Origin of the sequence: Acrocarpospora phusangensis (assembly GCF_016862995.1) — a bacterium.
Taxonomy (GTDB): domain Bacteria; phylum Actinomycetota; class Actinomycetes; order Streptosporangiales; family Streptosporangiaceae; genus Acrocarpospora; species Acrocarpospora phusangensis.
Genome location: NZ_BOOA01000039.1, coordinates 58907 through 75873, shown reverse-complemented (window position 1 = coordinate 75873; position 16967 = coordinate 58907). Strand labels below are relative to the sequence as shown.

The 16967-nt window shown below is 73.7% G+C and carries 17 protein-coding genes; 12 read left to right on the top strand and 5 right to left on the bottom strand.

Annotation, left to right across the window (positions count from 1 at the left end; all coding sequences use genetic code 11):
- Positions 1–16 precede the first annotated feature (16 nt).
- Positions 17–1318: a UDP-N-acetylglucosamine 1-carboxyvinyltransferase gene (gene murA, locus Aph01nite_RS23320; RefSeq protein ID WP_204043085.1), complete on the bottom strand. Its 1302-nt coding sequence runs from the start codon at positions 1316–1318 to the stop codon at positions 17–19.
- A gap of 89 nt (positions 1319–1407) precedes the next feature.
- Between murA and Aph01nite_RS23315 the strand changes: the two genes are divergently transcribed.
- Positions 1408–1902, top strand: coding sequence for a hypothetical protein (locus Aph01nite_RS23315; RefSeq protein ID WP_204043084.1), 495 nt, complete (start codon positions 1408–1410; stop codon positions 1900–1902).
- Here Aph01nite_RS23315 and Aph01nite_RS23310 read toward each other — a convergent pair.
- Positions 1859–3268 (bottom strand): amidase, encoded by a 1410-nt coding sequence (locus Aph01nite_RS23310; RefSeq protein ID WP_204043083.1) that lies wholly within the window; start codon positions 3266–3268, stop codon positions 1859–1861. The genes Aph01nite_RS23315 and Aph01nite_RS23310 overlap by 44 nt on opposite strands.
- Before the next feature lie 54 nt (positions 3269–3322).
- Between Aph01nite_RS23310 and Aph01nite_RS42230 the strand changes: the two genes are divergently transcribed.
- Positions 3323–4165: an SEC-C domain-containing protein gene (locus Aph01nite_RS42230; RefSeq protein WP_275419276.1), complete on the top strand. Its 843-nt coding sequence runs from the start codon at positions 3323–3325 to the stop codon at positions 4163–4165.
- Between the two features lie 57 nt (positions 4166–4222).
- On the opposite strand, the gene ybaK is transcribed toward Aph01nite_RS42230, so the two are convergent.
- Both ybaK and Aph01nite_RS23295 read right to left on the bottom strand, forming a co-directional pair.
- The gene (gene ybaK, locus Aph01nite_RS23300; protein ID WP_239161901.1) at positions 4223–4714 is read right to left on the bottom strand and encodes a Cys-tRNA(Pro) deacylase; all 492 of its coding nucleotides are present in this window, start codon (positions 4712–4714) and stop codon (positions 4223–4225) included.
- A gap of 5 nt (positions 4715–4719) precedes the next feature.
- Positions 4720–7350: a CHAT domain-containing protein gene (locus tag Aph01nite_RS23295; protein ID WP_204043082.1), complete on the bottom strand. Its 2631-nt coding sequence runs from the start codon at positions 7348–7350 to the stop codon at positions 4720–4722.
- A 117-nt stretch (positions 7351–7467) separates the two neighbouring features.
- Here Aph01nite_RS23295 and Aph01nite_RS23290 point away from each other — a divergent pair, with 117 nt between their 5' ends.
- Together Aph01nite_RS23290 and Aph01nite_RS23285 are read left to right on the top strand one after the other, a co-directional pair.
- Positions 7468–8745, top strand: a complete 1278-nt coding sequence (locus Aph01nite_RS23290) for a S8 family peptidase (protein ID WP_204043081.1) — start codon at positions 7468–7470, stop codon at positions 8743–8745.
- Positions 8746–8905: 160 nt separating this feature from the next.
- Complete coding sequence (locus Aph01nite_RS23285; RefSeq protein ID WP_204043080.1) at positions 8906–9382, top strand: hypothetical protein; 477 nt, start codon at positions 8906–8908, stop codon at positions 9380–9382.
- A gap of 6 nt (positions 9383–9388) precedes the next feature.
- Here the strand turns inward: Aph01nite_RS23285 and Aph01nite_RS23280 are convergent, their stop codons facing one another.
- On the bottom strand, positions 9389–10933 hold the full coding sequence (locus Aph01nite_RS23280; protein ID WP_204043079.1) for a dolichyl-phosphate-mannose--protein mannosyltransferase: 1545 nt from the start codon (positions 10931–10933) through the stop codon (positions 9389–9391).
- 131 nt (positions 10934–11064) lie between these two features.
- Here Aph01nite_RS23280 and hisD point away from each other — a divergent pair, with 131 nt between their 5' ends.
- From hisD to hisF, 8 genes are read left to right on the top strand one after another with little or no spacing between them, the layout of a single operon-like run.
- The gene (gene hisD / locus Aph01nite_RS23275; protein WP_204043078.1) at positions 11065–12369 is read left to right on the top strand and encodes a histidinol dehydrogenase; all 1305 of its coding nucleotides are present in this window, start codon (positions 11065–11067) and stop codon (positions 12367–12369) included.
- Positions 12366–13439 (top strand): histidinol-phosphate transaminase, encoded by a 1074-nt coding sequence (locus tag Aph01nite_RS23270; protein ID WP_204043077.1) that lies wholly within the window; start codon positions 12366–12368, stop codon positions 13437–13439. The genes hisD and Aph01nite_RS23270 overlap by 4 nt, the downstream gene beginning before the upstream one ends.
- Positions 13436–14029, top strand: a complete 594-nt coding sequence (gene hisB, locus Aph01nite_RS23265) for an imidazoleglycerol-phosphate dehydratase HisB (RefSeq protein ID WP_204043097.1) — start codon at positions 13436–13438, stop codon at positions 14027–14029. The genes Aph01nite_RS23270 and hisB overlap by 4 nt, the downstream gene beginning before the upstream one ends.
- Positions 14026–14661 carry an imidazole glycerol phosphate synthase subunit HisH gene (gene hisH / locus Aph01nite_RS23260; protein WP_204043076.1) on the top strand — a complete coding sequence of 212 codons (636 nt, stop codon included), beginning with the start codon at positions 14026–14028 and terminating at the stop codon, positions 14659–14661. Before hisB ends, hisH begins: the two co-directional genes overlap by 4 nt.
- Positions 14662–14708: 47 nt before the next feature.
- Positions 14709–15047 carry a hypothetical protein gene (locus tag Aph01nite_RS23255; RefSeq protein WP_204043075.1) on the top strand — a complete coding sequence of 113 codons (339 nt, stop codon included), beginning with the start codon at positions 14709–14711 and terminating at the stop codon, positions 15045–15047.
- Positions 15048–15049: 2 nt separating this feature from the next.
- Entirely contained in the window at positions 15050–15796 is a 747-nt protein-coding gene (gene priA, locus Aph01nite_RS23250) for a bifunctional 1-(5-phosphoribosyl)-5-((5-phosphoribosylamino)methylideneamino)imidazole-4-carboxamide isomerase/phosphoribosylanthranilate isomerase PriA (RefSeq protein WP_204043074.1), read from the top strand.
- On the top strand, positions 15793–16188 hold the full coding sequence (locus Aph01nite_RS23245) for a RidA family protein (protein WP_204043073.1): 396 nt from the start codon (positions 15793–15795) through the stop codon (positions 16186–16188). The genes priA and Aph01nite_RS23245 overlap by 4 nt, the downstream gene beginning before the upstream one ends.
- On the top strand, positions 16185–16955 hold the full coding sequence (gene hisF, locus Aph01nite_RS23240) for an imidazole glycerol phosphate synthase subunit HisF (protein WP_204043072.1): 771 nt from the start codon (positions 16185–16187) through the stop codon (positions 16953–16955). The genes Aph01nite_RS23245 and hisF overlap by 4 nt, the downstream gene beginning before the upstream one ends.
- Positions 16956–16967 lie beyond the last annotated feature (12 nt).

Here is a 16967-nt window from a genome sequence, read left to right as displayed (position 1 = left end):
CCCCCGTCGCGCGTGATCAGCCCCGGCGGATCTTCAGGCCGAGCGAGGTGAACTGGTCGAACGGGCGGTGGTAGCCGCGCTCGATGTGGTTGACGCCGCGCAGCGTCGAGGTGCCGTCGGCGACGGCCGCGGCCAGCACCGCGGAGAAGCCGGCCCGGATGTCCGGCAGCGTCACGTCCGCGCCGCGCAGCTTGGACACCCCGCGCACGACCGCCGAGTGCTTGGCGTTGGTGTCGTGGTAGCGGCAGGCGGGCCCGCCCAGGCACTGCGCGAACACCTCGATCTCGCAGCCCATCTTCTGCAGGGCCGGCACGTACACCAGGCGGTTCTCGAAGACCGTCTCGTGCAGCACCGACATGCCCTCGGCCCGGGTGAACAGCACCATGAGCGGCGTCTGCCAGTCGGTCATGAACCCGGGGTGGGTGTCGGTCTGCACGGCCGCAGCGCGCAGCCCGTCCGGCGCGGAGGCGGTCAGCCAGTCGTCGGTGATGTCGAACCGGGCCCCCATCCGGGCCAGCGTGGTGATCGCCGTCACCAGGCGGTCCTGCGGGCAGCCGTGCACCCGCACCTCGCCGCCGGTGACCAGGCCGGCCACCAGGTAGGAGAACGCCTCGATGCGGTCGCCGGCCAGCCAGGTGGACGCGCCGCGCAGCCGTTCCACGCCCTCGATCACGATCCGCCGGTCGGGGCTGAGCTCGATCATCGCCCCCATGCGCTGCAGGAACAGCGCCAGCTCGACCACCTCGGGCTCCATCGCGGCGCCCTTGATGACCGTCTTGCCCTCGGCCAGCACGGCCGTCATCAGGATCGTCTCGGTCGCGCCCACGCTCGGGTACGGCAGCGTGATCCGGGTGCCGTGCAGCCGGGTCGCCTTGGCGGTGATGCCGTTCTCGTCCTCGATGATCTCCGCGCCCATCGAGCGCAGCGCTTCCAGGTGGAAGTTGACCGGCCGCCGGCCGATCGGGTCGCCGCCCACCATCGGCACGAACGCCTCGCCCGCCAGGTGCAGCAGCGGGCCGAGCATCAGGATGGGGATGCGGTTGAGGCCGGTGTACTTCTCCGGCACCCGGGGGCGGATCTCCGGGCCCTGCTCGATGGTGATCTCGCCGTCGGCGATCTCCACGTGGATGCCGAGGGCTTCCAGCATGGCGGCCGTGAGGCCGACCTCGCCGACCTCGGGAGCGTTGTGCAGCGTGCTCGGGCCGGTGCCCAGCATCGCCGCGACCATGTGCTTGGAAACCGCGTTCTTGGACCCTCGGACCTCGACGTCCCCCCGTAGCGGTCCGGAAGGTTCGATATGCCACGCCTCTTCATTCACGGAGCAATGCTAACGGCGGGAACCCCGGCCGGGCAGCACGGCCGCCTGCGCGTCGGCGGCCCGCGGGCGCGCTCTGTACCATCGGGACGGTGCGGCAGCTCAAGTACTTCGCGGGGACGGTCCTGGTGCTGGCGGTGCTGGGCGTGGGGGCGGGATTCGCGTGGTCCGCGCTGGCGCCGCGCACCCGGTACGTGCTGGTCGACCAGGAGTGGCTGGTCGCGGACCCGAACACGCAGACGCTGATCGCGGCCGACGGCTGGTTCGCGCTCGTCGCGGGCGCGTTAGGCCTGGTCTGCGGGCTGGCCGGCTACTGGTTCGCGGGGGAGCGCGCCGTGGCCGTGGTGTCGGGGCTGGCCGCGGGCGGTGTGGTGGGGGCGCTGGTCGCGTACCTGGTCGGCTCCTCGATGGGCGGCGAGCTGGTGCAGGCCGCGGCGGCGGGCCAGTTCGACAGCCAGGACCGGCTGGGCCTGACCGCGTTCGGGGTGCTGATGTTCTGGCCGGTGCTCGCCGCGGGCACGTTCTGGGCGCTGGAGTTCGCCGTCACCTACCGGGAGCGCCGGGAGGAACCGCCGCCGGTGGAGTGACCACCCGGCCGGGCCCGGTGGCCCGCTCGAAGGCGTGGCCCAGGCGCAGCACGTCCAGGTCGGCCCACGGGCGGCCGATGATCTGCACGCCCACCGGGAGCCCGTCGGCGGTGAATCCGCAGGGCACCGAGAGCGCGGGGCCGCCGAGCACGCTGATCCAGTAGCAGGAGCGCATCCAGGCCAGATAGTCCGGCATCGGCTCCCCGTTGATCTCCGTCACGTACGGCTGCCCGACCGGGAACGGCGGCACCTGGCTGACCGGGGCCACCAGGAAGTCGTAGCGGTCGAAGAAGGCGTTCATCCGGTGGTAGAGCGCGGTGCGCAGGCGCTCGGCCCTGGCCAGGTCCTCCCCGGTGACCTTCCGGCCCTGCTCGACGTTCCACGCCACGTTGGGGCCGACGCCCTCCAGGTCGCCGAAGTTGAGCGCGTAGAACCAGGACCGGTAGGTCCGGAACGCCTTCTCCGCGCCGGTCAGGTCGGGGTCGGCCCGCTCCACGACCGCGCCCAGGCCGGTCAGCACGTCCACGGCGCCCGCCGTCACCCCGGCCGTCTCGTGGTCCACCGGCAGGCCGCCCAGGTCGGCGCTGAACGCGATCCTGGCCCCCGTGAAGTCGCGGTCGAGGGCGGCGGCGAACATCTCGCCGCCCTCCCGTACCGACAGCGGCGAGACCGGGTCGAAGCCCGCGATGGCGGTCATGAACAGGCACACGTCGGCGACCGTGCGGGCCATCGGCCCTGACACGCCCAGCGTGTACCAGGCCGCCGTGTCCGACCTGGCCGGGACGCGGCCCGGGGTCGGGCGCAGGCCGACGATGCCGCAGAACGAGGCCGGGTTGCGCAGCGAGCCGCCCATGTCGGAACCGTCCGCCAGCGCCACCATGCCGGTGGCCAGCGCGGCGGCCGCGCCCCCGCTGCTGCCCCCGGCGGACTTCTCCAGGTCGTACGGGTTGCGGGTGGCGCCGAAGACCTCGTTGACCGTGTGGGAGCCGGTCCCGAACTCGGGGGTGTTGGTCTTGCCGAGCATCACGCCGCCGGCCGCCCGGACCCGGGTCACCAGCAGGTCGTCGGTGTCCGGCACGTGGCCGGCGAAGACCGCCGAGCCGTACGTGGTGCGCACGCCCGCCGTGGCCACCAGGTCCTTGTGGCCGACCGGGAGCCCGTGCAGCGGTCCGCGCCAGGGTCCCGCGTCCAGTTCGGCCGCCCGGTCGAGGGCCCGCTCCGCGACCAGCGTGACGACCGCGTTGACGGCCGGGTTCACCTCCTCGATCCGCCGCAGGTGCGCCTCGGTCACCTCGACCGCGCTCACCTGCCGCCCGCGCAGCAACTCCGACAGCTCCACGGCCGAGGCCTCGTGCAACGTGCTCATCCGCACATCCTGCCAGCAGCGTCCCCGGCGCGGTCGCTTCGGTACAGTGCACTGGTGCTTCCCGATCACCTCTTCCAGCCGCTCGACCTGGACCGGGCCCTCGACCGGGCGTACGACCGGGGGGAGGAGCGGGCCGCCTGGGAGCTGCTGGCGGACGCGCTCCTGGACCCGAGGGCGCGCGGCGACGTGAGCCTGCGCGCCTACGTCGAGGTGCTCGTGGACGAGTACACGCCGGACGGCTGGGAGCGCGACACCCTGGCCGTGCTGGGCGACCTCGCCGACGCCGAACCCGGGCTGCGCGGGGCGCTGCGCCTGCCGATGGCGGAGCTGCACGCCCAGGTGGGCGAGGACGAGACCGCGCTGCGGCTGCTGCGGGCGCGGCAGCGGGAGCTGGCCGGGCTGCCGAAGGCGGAGCGGGACGAGGAGTTCTACCCGGCGGCGGCCATGGTCGCCGGGGGCGCGGATCCGCGGTTCGCCCGCGCGCTGCTGGACGACGGGCTGGCGCTGGCCATGGACCTCGGGCGTCCCGAGGCGGCGGTGCGCTATCTGAGCCTGCTGCGCAAACGGTTCGGGGGCGGGGAGGATCCGGAGGTCACGGCGTACCTGGAGGGGGCGCAGGAGCCCGTACAGGCGGTGCCGCACGCGGTGCAGCCGGAGATGCCGCGCAAGCCGGCCGTGCGGATGCCGTACGAGGAGGGCGCGGATCTCAAGGCGCTGGAGAAGGGGTTCCGGGAGGCCGACCTGGCGGCGCGGGTGGCCGTGGTGCGGGTCGCCGCGGGTCAATCGGTTGACGCCGTGGATCCGGCGGGGGACCTCGCCTGGCCGCCGGGGCGGAACGAGCCGTGCTGGTGCGGCGGCGGGCGCAAGTACAAGAAGTGCTGCGGGTCCCCGGTCTAGGCGATCACCAAGGCGGCGGCCCCGGGGGTCTCAAGGCCCTGGGGTCTCGCTTCGGATCTACGCGCGGGCGATGGGCGCGGTGACCGCCGCGGTGAGGCGGACCAGGTTGGCGGGGGCGGTCTCGATCTGCAGGCCGCGGCGGCCGGCCGAGAAGTAGATGGTGTCGAAGGCGAGCGCCGACTCGTCCACCACCGTGGGCAGCCGCCTGCGCTGGCCCAGCGGGCTGATCCCGCCGACCACGTAACCGGTCACCCGCTCCACCTTGGCGGCCTCCGCCATGGCCGCCTTCTTGCCCTTGAGCGCCGCCGCGAACGCCTTCAGGTCGAGCTTGCCCGCCACCGGCACCACGGCGACCGCCAGACCGGCCTCGGTCTCCGCCACCAGCGTCTTGAAGATCCGCTCCGCCGGGACGCCCAGCGCGTTCGCGGCCTCCTCGCCGTACGCCTCCGCGCCGGGATCGTGATCGTACGGATGCAGGGTGAACTCGGCCCTCGCCTGGGTCAGCGCCACCGTCGCGGGCGTGCCCTGGCCGCCTTTGGTCTTCGCCACGGAGGTCAGCCTAGTGTGGTGGATCCCGCGCCCAGGCAGACGAACCCGGCCGCCGCGACCCCGCCCGCCCGCTCCTGGGCCCGCGCCAGCGCGTCCGCGGCGGAGCGGCCCTCGGCGAGCTGACGGTGGAGGGCCACCATCATCGGGGCCGTCTGCGCGTCCGGGACGGGGACCAGGGAGGCGATGATGCAGCGGGTGCCGAGGGAGAGGAAGGTGGCGCTCAGGCCGAGCAGCTCGTCCCCGGCCCGCACCACGGAACGGCCGCTCTCGCAGGCGGCCAGGATGACCAGCCGGGGCGGCTCGGCCAGCCGCTCCAGGTCGTAGACGGTCAGCGGGCCGTCGGCCAGGCGCAGCGCGGAGAACAGCGGGTTGGTCAGGTTGACCCGGCCGTGCGCCGCCAGATGGGCCAGCCGGGCGCCGTCCAGCGCGCTCAGGGCCGCCTCGGCGGTGGCGTCGTCCCCGGTCAGCGCCTTGGTCGCGTGCAGGGCGGCGACCGCGGCGACCTCCTCGTTGCCGCCCGGCAGGCCCGGCCCGGCCACCGCCGCCACGTGCCCGCCGCCGCGCTCCGCCAGGCTCGCCGTGTGCCACATGCCCGCCGAGGGCGCGACGCTGACCTGCCGTCCCGCGCAGGACGGCAGCACCGACCAGGGCAGGAACTGCAGCGGCCCGGTGGGGATCACCACCAGCGGCCGGTCCCCGACCTCGGCCGCCAGCGGGGCCAGCAGCAGCGCGTCCAGCCGGGCGGCGGCGTGCCGCACCATGGCCGCCGCGGCTTCGGCCGCAGAAGCCCCAGAAGCCGCGGCGCCCTCGGCGCGGGCCAGCCGCCGCAGCGCGAACGGCAGCCGCTCCACCAGGTCCCTGATCGGCGCCAGCGGCCCCAGCGCGCGCAGCCTCGCCCTGCCGCCGGCCACGGTCACCGCGTGCAGCACGCCGTCCAGCTGGACGTACTCCACCAGGACCTGCTCGCCCAGGGGTTCCGCCAGCCGCGCCACTCCTGGCGGCCCGGCCGCCCCGCCGGGAGCGCCCGCCGCGCCCTCCCGGCGGCGGCTGTAGTCGCGGATCTCCCGCTCCAGCACGGCCTGCCGCTGCACCACCTTCGGATTCCGGCTCGACCCAAGATCGCTCGCCGTGGCCCGCAGCTCGGCCAGCGCCCCCGCCAGCCACGGATCCCCGGGCGGCCGGGCCCGTTTCATCAGCAGATGGCTGGCCCTGCCCTGCTCCGCCCACGCCAGCACCCGCCCCGCCACACCCTGGTCGAAGGCCATGCGCAGTCCCAGCTCGGCCAGCTCCACCCGGAACCCGGAGGAGTACGCCCGCAGGTCCGTCGCCCCCAGCGAGGCCCGGTGCTCGTCCAGCACCCGCAGCGCCGTACGGACCGCGCCGGCCGCGCCCGGCCGGTTGCCCGCCGACAGCCGCAGCAGCGCCTCCGCCTGCCAGGCCCGCACCCGGAGCAGGGCGGGCCCCCGGCCGCGCGCCCGGGCCGCCCGCGCCAGCAGCGCCCGCCCGCGTTCGGCCTGCCCCCGGGCCTGCGCCAGGCGGGCGCCCAGCAGCCGCGTCTCCACGCCGGCGGCGGTCCACCCGGCCGCGTCCAGGTCGTCGGCCAGCGTCTCCAGCCGCCGTACGGGAATGCCCCGGTGACCGGCGGCCAGCCGGGAGCGGACCACCACGAAGGACGCCAGCACCCGCCACTCCGGGCGCTGCTGGGCGGCGAACTCGCGGACCGCGCGGCGGGCCGCCCGCAGCGCGCCGTCGTGGTCGCCGGCCATGGTGGCGGCGCGGGCCAGCAGCAGCCGCACCTCCGGCAGCAGGATGGCGCGGCGCAGCCGTTCCAGCTCGGCCACCGCCTCCTCCGCCGCGGCCCGCGCCTCCGCGACCAGCCCGACCGACAGCAGCAGCTCGGCCCGGTCGGTCAGCAGCCAGCCCAGCTGGTGGGTGCCCAGCGCGCGGAACCGGGCCTCGGCCTGGTCGAAGTAGCGCAGCGCGGCCGGCACGTCGCCGCGCGCGCCCATCACCCAGCCCAGGTTCATCCACACGATGGCCAGCGACAGGTCCAGCCCCAGCTCCCGGCAGAGCGCCTCGGCCTCCCGGAAGTCGGTCTCGGCGGCGGCGAACTCCTGCCGGTAGCCGTGCATGATGCCGCGGTTGGACAGCACCCGCTGGAGCCACAGGTGGTCCTGGGCCCGGCGCAGCGCGGGGACGGCCGCCCGGTAGCAGGCCAGCGCGTCCGCGCGCCTGCCGAGATGGTTGAAGACGGCCGCCCGCTGGGCCTCCGCCCGCGCCCTGAGCACCCCGTGCAGGCCGGGCATGAGCTCCTCGATCTCCCGCAGCGCCTGCTGCGGCCGCCCGCCGACGCTGGTCACGAAGGCCAGCCGGAGCCGGGCCTCGACCGCCAGCTCCCGGGAGCCGGCGCGCTCGGCCACCCGGATCGCGGCGTTCAGGTGCCGGCTGGCGGTGACCAGGTGGTTGCGGTGGACGGCGGCGATGCCCATGGCCCGCCTGGCGCTGGACTCGGTCAGCGGGTCGCGGGCGGCGCGGGCCTGCCGGACCAGGGCGGAGGCGAAGGCCACCGCCCGCTCGGGGTCGGCCTCGGCCAGCGCCAGGGCCGTCCGCGACGGATCGCGCGTGGTCGTCGTCATCTCCCGGATTTTCTCAGGCGGGATTCTGCGAGAGATGTATCAAATCCGGGAGCACCGCCTCCGTCAATAGAAGAACAACCGGCAACCGCACACGCAACACACCGTCAGGAGCGAGTCATGTCGCAGATACCAGAGAACGTCTACCGCGGTCCGCTCGGCGCGTGGTGGCAGGACCAGATCGTCGTGGACCTGCGCCACGCCGATCTCGTCAGAGAGCGCCTGGCCAAGGTGGCGGGGATCGCCTGGCGGGAGCTGGAGGTCAGCACGGCGCTCGACCTCGTCCTCGTCGAGCTGCCGGGTCTGGCGGAGGCCGCGGGGGCCTTCCGCACCGACCCGGCGCTCGTCGAGGCGGCCAAGGCCAGCCGCTCCTTGGCGTTCGGGCCCGACGCGCCCGTGCCGGACCTGGACCTGGTGCTGTTCGCGTTGCGGAAGAACTTCTCCGACGAGTACGAGGGCTGGACGCCCACCTGGGGCAAACACCGCCTGCTGGACGGCGTGGCCGGCTCGCCGTACACGGGCGGCGGGGACGAGCAGCCGGAGCAGGCGGATGCCGTCGCGATCCCCGAGGCGACCGGGGAGGGCGTGCGGGTGGGGGTCCTGGACACCCGCCTGGCCGAGCATCCGTCGCTGGACGGGCGTTACCGGGCCCCCAAGAGCGCGATCTTCTACGGTGCCGAGCCCTACCCGTCCCTCGCCGGGCACAGCATGTTCATCTGCGGGGCCATCCTTCAGGAGGCGCCCGACGCGCGGTTGGTGGTCCGCTCGGTGCTCGACGACAACGGCGTCACGGTCTCCTCCTGGGACGTGGCCGTGGCCATGATGGGCTTCCTCGGCGAGGTCGAGGTGCTCAACATGTCCTTCGGCTGCGTCACCGCCGACCACTCCCCGCCGCTGGTGCTCACCCGGGCCGTCGAACGGCTCGCCGGGAGCATGGTCCTGGTGGCCGCCGCCGGCAACCACGGCCGCCTGAAGGCCCGGCCGGACCTGCCCAGGTTCGCCGAGGTCACCGCCGGCACGCCGGTCTGGCCCGCCGCGTACGACGAGGTGATCGCGGTCGGCGCGACCGAGGACGACCCGTCCGCGGGCCCGTCCGCCTCCGGCGCGAAGGCGGACTTCAGCCCGAACCTCCCCTGGGTGGACGCCGCCGTGGACGGCGTGGGCGTGGTCAGCACCTACTTCACCGGCGAGGTGGAGCTGATCAAGCCGGACCGGGAGGGCGCCGTCACGTCGCTGGGCACGAGGACCTTCGGCACCGGGTTCGCGCGGTGGAGCGGGACGTCGTTCGCGGCCGCCCGGATCTCCGGGAAGATCGCCCGCCGCGCCGAGGAGCCGGGGATCGACCTCAGGACCGCGCGCGCCCAGGTCGTCGCCGAGCACCGTCCGCCCACCAAGTGACTCTTCCGTGACGGTGGGGGCTCAGGGCCGGACCACCGCTCCGGGGTCGCCGGGAGGGGCGTCTCCATGTCAAAAGTTCCCTTATCCCAGTCATCCGGCGCGCCGGCGCCGGCAGTGGGCACACTCGCGTGGCGGGCGGAGCACGGGCAGGATGGGTGCCATGCGTGAGCACCCGTCCACCGGTGAGCCGTCCGACGACGTGCTGCTGGCCGAACTGGCCGCGCTGTTCCGGGCCGTCGACGACGTGCCCCCCGAGGTGCTGGAGCTGGGCCGGGCCGTGTTCACCTGGCAGCACGTGGACGCGGAACTGGCCGAGCTGACCTACGACTCCGGCCGCGGCGACCCCGTGCCGGGCGTGCTGGTCCGGGCCGAGGTGGCCGCGCTGCGCGACATCGCGTTCGAGACCAGGTCCGGCGTGCAGATCGAGATCGGGGTGACCGGCGACGCCCTGCAGGGCCAGCTGATCCCGCCCCGGCCGGGGGAGGTGCGGGTGGTGCTGGTGTCCGGCCGGGACAGCAGCGCGCCGGTGGACGAGGTGGGCGGATTCACCATCCGCCCCATCCCGCCCGGCCGGTTCCGCCTGCACTTCAGCACCCCGGACGGGGTCAACGTGGTAACCAGTCCGATCTCGCTCTGACGGCCGTCAGACCCAGCTGCGGAACAGCAGACGGCGCCACCAGTCGTCGTGCGTGATGTTCTCCGCGGTGAGGATCGGCTGCAGCCACCAGAAGTTGGCCAGCGCGAACAGGGTGAACACGCCCACGATCGCGGCCCCCACGGCGCGCCGGTTCGGCGGCGCGTCGCTGGGGCCGATCAACAGCCCGGCGGCCAGCACGATGGCCAGGATCAGGAACGGCAGCATCGGCAGCGCGTAGAACAGGTACATGGTGCGGCTGTCGGAGATGGCGAAGTAGAACCACGGCAGCCAGCCGACGCCGTACGCCAGCAGGACCGCGCCGCCCCGCCAGTCCCGGGTCGCGGTGTACCAGGCGATCATCGTGATGAGGGCGAGCAGGCCGCCGTACCAGATGACCGGGGTGCCGACGCCGAGGACGGCCTGGTTGCAGGAGGACGCGCCGCAGCCGGGGGCCTGTTCGCTGAAGAACAGCACCGGGCGCTGGAGCAGCGGCCACGACCAGGGCCAGGACTGGTAGTCGTGGCCGGAGTTGAGGCCGGTGTGGAAGCTGAGCGCGGCCGTCTGGTAGTCGAACCAGGACCGGAACGAGTCGATCACGAAGAACGCCGGGCCGTGGGCGGTGGCCCGGTCCCAGTTGCGGCCGTACCCGCCCGCCGTGGCGAACCAGCCGGCGAACGACACCACGTAGAGCACACCCGGCAGCACGAACGTCCACGCCGCCGTCAACGGCAGATCCAGCCGGTACGCCCCCGCCAGCGGCCTGCGCAGCCCGATGGCCCGCCGCGCCCCCATGTCCCAGACGAACACCATGACGGTGAACGCCAGCACGTAGAAGATGCCGGACCACTTGGTGGCCAGGGCCGCGCCCAGGCAGAGCCCGCCCGCCAGCCGCCAGGGCCGCCACCCCAGCCGGGGGCCCAGCTCCTCCAGGCGGGACGACTCGTACCAGGCCACCAGGCGTTCCCTGGTGCGGTCGCGGTCGACGATCAGGCAGGCGAACGCCGCGATCACCCAGAAGGTCACGAAGATGTCCAGCAGCGCGGCCCGGGACAGCACCAGGTGCAGGCCGTCGATGGCCAGCAGGAACCCGGCCAGCGAGCCGAGCAGGGTGGAGCGGGTCATCCGGCGGGCGGTCCTGGCCAGGATCAGGATGGACAGGGTGCCGAGCAGGGCGGCCATGATCCGCCAGCCGAACGGGTTGACCCCGGAGAGCAGCTCGCCGAGGCCGATGGCCCACTTGCCCAGCGGCGGGTGCACCACGTAGCTGGCGCATTCCTGGACCACGTCGCAGGACTTGAACACCTCGCCGCCGTTCAGCAGCGGGATGTTCGGCTCTTCCACCGACGTGCGCTCCACGCCGAATTTGATCAGTGAATACGCTTCTTTGGCGTAGTACGTCTCGTCGAACATCACCGCGTGCGGTTTGCCGAGGTCACGTAACCGGAGGTACGCCCCGAACGCCGTCACGAGCAGGGGCCCCGCCCACCCCCACAGGACGCTGTCCTGGAATGGCGGTAAAAGGCGGTCGCGTGCCGACGGTGAATCTGCCATTAGGCAATGGTATTGAGGTTCCTGAGGTGGAATAACCCGCTATGTGGCATCAGGGGGCCATGCGCCGGGGGCGACATGTCCGAATCGTGGACAGAACCGGATTAGCGCCTGCCCGTCCGTAGACTGGGCGGGTGATTTCCCGTATCGACTTGCGCGGCCCGCTGCCGCGCGACCTGCGCGACGTGCTGCCACGCGCCGAACTCGACGTGGAAGCCGCCCTGGAGAAGGTGCGGCCGATCTGCGAGGAGGTGCGCCATCGCGGCGCGGCGGCCGTACGGGAGCTGACCGCGCGGTTCGACGGGGTGGACCTGCCCACCGCCCGGGTGCCCGCGCAGGCCGTCGCCGACGCCCTGGCCGGGCTCGACCCCCAGGTCAGGGCCGCCCTGGAGGAGGCCATCCGGCGCACCCGCCTGGTCCACCGCGACCAGCGCCGCGCCGACGTCACCACCTCCGTGGTGCCCGGCGGCACGGTCACCGAACGCTGGGTCCCGGTCGAGCGCGTCGGGCTGTACGCTCCGGGAGGCCTGGCCGTCTACCCGTCCAGCGTGGTCATGAACGTGGTCCCCGCCCAGGAGGCCGGCGTGCCCTCGATGGCCGTGGCCTCGCCGCCGCAGGCCGACGGGCTGCCGCACCCGACCATCCTGGCGGCCTGCGCCCTGCTCGGCGTGGACGAGGTCTACGCGGTGGGCGGCGCCCAGGCGGTCGCCATGTTCGCCTACGGCACCGAGGACTGCGCGCCGGTGGCCATGGTCACCGGTCCCGGCAACGTCTGGGTGGCCGCCGCCAAACGGCTGCTCAAGGGCCGGATCGGGATCGACGCCGAGGCCGGGCCCACCGAGATCGCGGTGCTCGCCGACGCCACCGCCGACCCGGTGCACGTGGCCGCCGACCTGATCAGCCAGGCCGAGCACGACCCGCTGGCCGCCGCCGTCCTGGTGACCGACTCCGAGGACCTGGCCGAGGCGGTGGAGAAGGAGCTGGCCGTCCAGGTCGCCGCCACCCGCCACACCGAGCGCATCTCGGCCGCGCTGGCCGGCCGCCAGTCCGGCATCGTGCTGGTCTCCTCGATCGACGACGGCCTGCGCGTGGTCGACGCGTACGCGGCCGAGCACCTGGAGATCCAGACCGCCGACGCCGCGGCCGTGGCCGCCCGGGTGCGCAACGCCGGGGCGGTCTTCGTGGGCGCGTTCGCGCCCGTCTCGCTGGGCGACTACCTGGCCGGCTCCAACCACGTGCTGCCCACGGGCGGCTGCGCGTGCCACTCCTCCGGCCTGTCCGTCCAGACCTTCCTGCGCGGCGTGCACGTGGTCGACTACACCAGGGCGGCGCTGGCCGAGGCCGCGCCGCTCGTGTGCGCGCTCGCCGACGCCGAGGACCTGCCCGGTCACGGCGCCGCCATCCGTGCCCGCTTCGACTGGGAGATCCCCGCGCCGTGACCACTCTCGACGACCTGCCCATCCGCGACGACCTGCGGGGCAAGCAGCCCTACGGCGCGCCGCAGCTCAACGTGGCCGTGCAGCTCAACACCAACGAGAACCCGCACCCGCCGTCGGCGGCGCTGATCGCGGACCTGGCCGACGCCATCCGGCGGGGGGCGGCCACGCTCAACCGCTACCCGGACCGGGACGCCGTCGAGCTCCGCAAGGACCTGGCCGACTACCTCGGCCACGGGCTGACCGGCCGGCAGCTGTGGGCGGCCAACGGCTCCAACGAGATCCTGCAGCAGGTGCTCCAGGCGTTCGGCGGGCCCGGCCGCGGCGCGATCGGGTTCGAGCCGTCCTACTCGATGCACCCGATCATCGCCTCCGGCACCAGCACCCGGTGGATCGAGGGCGGGCGCGAGGAGGACTTCTCGCTCGACCCGGACCGGGCCGTCGCGCTCATCGAGCGGCACCGGCCGGACGTGGTCTTCCTGACCTCGCCCAACAACCCGACCGGGACCGCGCTGCCGCTGGAGGTCATCCGGCGCGTGCTGGCCGCGGCCCCCGGCATGGTGGTCGTGGACGAGGCGTACGCGGAGTTCGCCAGGGCCGGCACGCCGTCGGCGCTGAGCCTGCTGCCCGGCCACCCGCGGCTGATCGTGACCAGGACCATGTCCAAGGCGTTCGCGCTGGCCGGGGCCCGGGTCGGGTACCTGGCCGCCGACCCCGCCGTGGTGGACGCGATGCTGCTGGTACGGCTGCCGTACCACCTGTCCACGCTGACCCAGGCCGCCGCGCGGGTGGCCCTGGCCCACCGGGACGAGCTGCTCGGCTCGGTGGACGCACTGCGCGCCGAGCGGGACGAGATCGTGGCCTGGCTACGGCAACGTGGCCTGACGGTCGCTGACAGCGACTCGAATTTCGTGCTATTCGGTAAGTTTCCGGATCGGCACGCGGTGTGGGAGGGGATCCTCGACCGCGGGGTCCTCATCCGGGAGACCGGACCTGACGGGTGGCTGCGCGTTTCCATCGGCACAGAAGACGAGATGGCGGCCTTCCGCGCCGCGTTGGAGGGGGTTCTCTGATGAGGGTCGGTCGTATCGAGCGCGCCACCAAGGAGACCTCGGTCCTGGTCGAGGTCAACCTCGACGGGACCGGCCTGGTCGACGTGGCGACCGGGGTCGGGTTCTACGACCACATGCTCGCCCAGCTGGGCAAGCACGGCCTGTTCGACCTGACCGTGAAGACCGAGGGCGACCTGCACATCGACTCGCACCACACGATCGAGGACACCGCGCTCGCGCTGGGCGCCGCGTTCCGCGAGGCCCTGGGCGACAAGTCGGGCATCAGGCGGTTCGGTAACGCGTCCTGCCCGCTGGACGAGGCGCTGGCCGAGGTCACCGTGGACCTGTCGGGCCGGCCGTACCTGGTGCACAGCGAGCCGGACGGCATGGCGCCCATGATCGGGCCCGAGTACGACACCACGCTCACCCGGCACATCCTGGAGTCCTTCGTGGCACAGGCGGCGATCTGCCTGCACGTGCGGGTGCCGTACGGGCGGAACGCGCACCACATCGTGGAGGCGCAGTTCAAGGCGCTGGCCCGGGCGCTGCGCGCGGCCTGCGAGCCGGACCCGCGCGCGGTCGGCGTGCCGAGCACCAAGGGCGTGCTGTGAGCAAGCGGGTGGTCGTCCTCGACTACGGCTCGGGCAACCTGCGCTCGGCCGAGCGGGCGCTGGCCAGGACCGGCGCCGAGGTCGAGGTGACCGCCGACTTCGACGCGGCCATGGAGTGCGACGGCCTGGTGGTGCCCGGGGTCGGCGCGTTCGCCGCCTGCATGGCCGGGCTCAAGGGCGTGCGCGGCGACATGATCGTGGGCCGGCGGCTGGCGGCCGGCCGGCCGGTGCTGGGCATCTGCGTGGGCATGCAGATCCTGTTCGAGAAGGGCGTCGAGCACGGCGTGCACACCGAGGGCTGCGGCGAGTGGCCCGGCACGGTGGAGCGCCTGGACGCGCCGGTGCTGCCGCACATGGGCTGGAACACGGTGACCGCGCCCGAGGACTCGGTGCTGTTCCGGGGCCTGGACGCGGAGACCCGGTTCTACTTCGTGCACTCCTACGGGGTCAGGACCTGGGAGCTGGAGGCCGGTCCCGGCTTCACCCAGCCGCTGGTCACCTGGGCCGAGCACGGCGTGCCCTTCGTCGCGGCCGTGGAGAACGGGCCGCTGATGGCCACCCAGTTCCATCCGGAGAAATCCGGCGACGCGGGCGCGGTGCTGCTCGCCAACTGGCTCAGCACCGTGCCATGAGTGCCATGAGAGTGCCTTGAGAGTGCCATGAGCGCGTGTGAGAGCTTATGAGTAAGGAACGCGCCCGGCGCAGGGCCGAACGTGAGGCGGAGCGGGAGCGGCTGGCCGCGGAACGCGCCCGCCGGGAGGCCCGCGCCGCGCGCCGCAGGGAGCTGCGCGCCCGGTTCACGGCCGTGCTGCCCAAACCGGTCCGGGTGGCCAGGCAGGGCGGCTACCTGGCGCGGCGGCGGCGGGTGCAGAACGCCGTGGTCGCGGTCGCGTGGTTCCTGATCCAGGCCGTGGCCTGGATCCTCCTCGACACCTGGATGGCCAGGCTCGCCGTCTTCGGGGTGTCGATCCTGCTGATCCCGGTGCTCGTCACCGTCTTCTTCGACCGGAGGTCGTGAACATGTCTGATACCGGGTCTGATACCGGGTCGCTGGTGCTGCTACCCGCGGTGGACGTGGCGGACGGCCAGGCGGTCCGCCTGGTCCAGGGCGCGGCGGGGTCGGAGACCTCGTACGGCGACCCGCTCGCCGCCGCGCTCGCCTGGCAGGAGGCCGGCGCCGAGTGGATCCACCTGGTGGACCTGGACGCCGCCTTCGGCCGGGGCTCCAACCGGGAGCTGCTCGCCGAGGTCGTCGGCAAGCTGGACGTCCAGGTGGAGTTGTCCGGGGGCATCCGCGACGACGCCTCGCTGGCGGCGGCGCTGGCCACCGGCTGCCGCCGGGTCAACATCGGCACCGCCGCGCTGGAGAACCCCGAGTGGTGCGCCAAGATCATCGCCAACCACGGGGACCGGATCGCGGTCGGCCTGGACGTGCGCGGCACCACGCTGGCCGCCCGCGGCTGGACCGAGGAGGGCGGCGACCTCTGGGAGGTGCTGGACCGGCTGGAGGCCGACGGCTGCCCCCGCTACGTGGTCACCGACGTGACCAAGGACGGCACGCTGCGCGGCCCCAACCTGGACCTGCTCCGTGAGGTCTGCGCCAGGACCGACCGGCCGGTGGTCGCCAGCGGCGGCGTCTCCTCCCTGGACGACCTGCGGGCGCTGGCCACCCTGGTCCCCGAGGGCGTCGAGGGCGCCATCGTCGGCAAGGCCCTGTACGCCGGCCAGTTCACGCTGGAGGCGGCACTCGCGGCGGTGCGCGCATGACGCCCTCCACCCCTTCCACGCGCATCTCCTCCGGCGGTCCCTGGGAGGACCGCTACGGCTACTCCCGCGCCGTGGTCGCGGGCCCGCACGTCCTGGTTTCGGGTTGCACCGCCGTGGTGGGTGGCGAGGTCCAGCACGTCGGCGACGCGTACAACCAGACCCTGACGGCCTTCGGGATCGCCCTGGACGCCCTGGCCAAGGCCGGGGCGAGCCGCGACGACGTGGTCCGCACCCGCATGTACGTGGTGAACGAGAGCGACTTCGACGCCGCGGGCGACGCGCACGGCCACCTCTTCGGCGAGGTGCGGCCGGCCTGCACCAGCGTCCAGGTGGCCGGCCTGGTCGACCCGCGCATGCTGGTCGAGGTCGAGGTCGAGGCGTACCGGCCATGAGCGTCGCCGTACGGGTGATCCCGTGCCTGGACGTGGACGCGGGCCGGGTGGTCAAGGGCGTCAACTTCGAGAACCTCCGGGACGCCGGCGACCCGGTGGAGCTGGCCCGCCGCTACGACGCCGAAGGCGCCGACGAGCTGACCTTCCTGGACATCACCGCGTCCAGCTCGGACCGCTCCACCATGTACGACGTGGTCCGCAGGACCGCCGAGCAGGTCTTCATCCCGCTCACCGTGGGCGGCGGCGTGCGCGCCGTGGAGGACGTGGACCGGCTGCTGCGGGCGGGCGCCGACAAGGTGGGCATCAACACCGCCGCGATCGCCAGGCCGGAGCTGCTCCGCGAGGCGTCCTGGCGGTTCGGCGCCCAGTGCGTCGTGCTGTCCGTGGACGCCCGCCGGGTGGTGGACGGGCCGCCCACGCCGAGCGGCTTCGAGGTGACCACGCACGGCGGCAGGCGCGGCACCGGCATCGACGCGGTGGAGTGGGCGGCGCGCGGCCAGGAGCTGGGCGTGGGCGAGATCCTGCTCAACTCCATGGACGGCGACGGCACCAAGGACGGCTACGACATCGAGATGATCGAGGCGGTCCGGGCCGTGGTGACGGTCCCGGTGATCGCCTCCGGCGGCGCGGGCAGGCCGGCCGACTTCCCGCCCGCTGTGGCGGCGGGGGCGGACGCGGTGCTGGCGGCCAGCGTCTTCCACTTCGGCGAGCTCAAGATCGGCGACGTGAAGGACGCGCTCCGGACGGCCGGTCACCCCGTCAGGTAAGTCCCGGGCAGG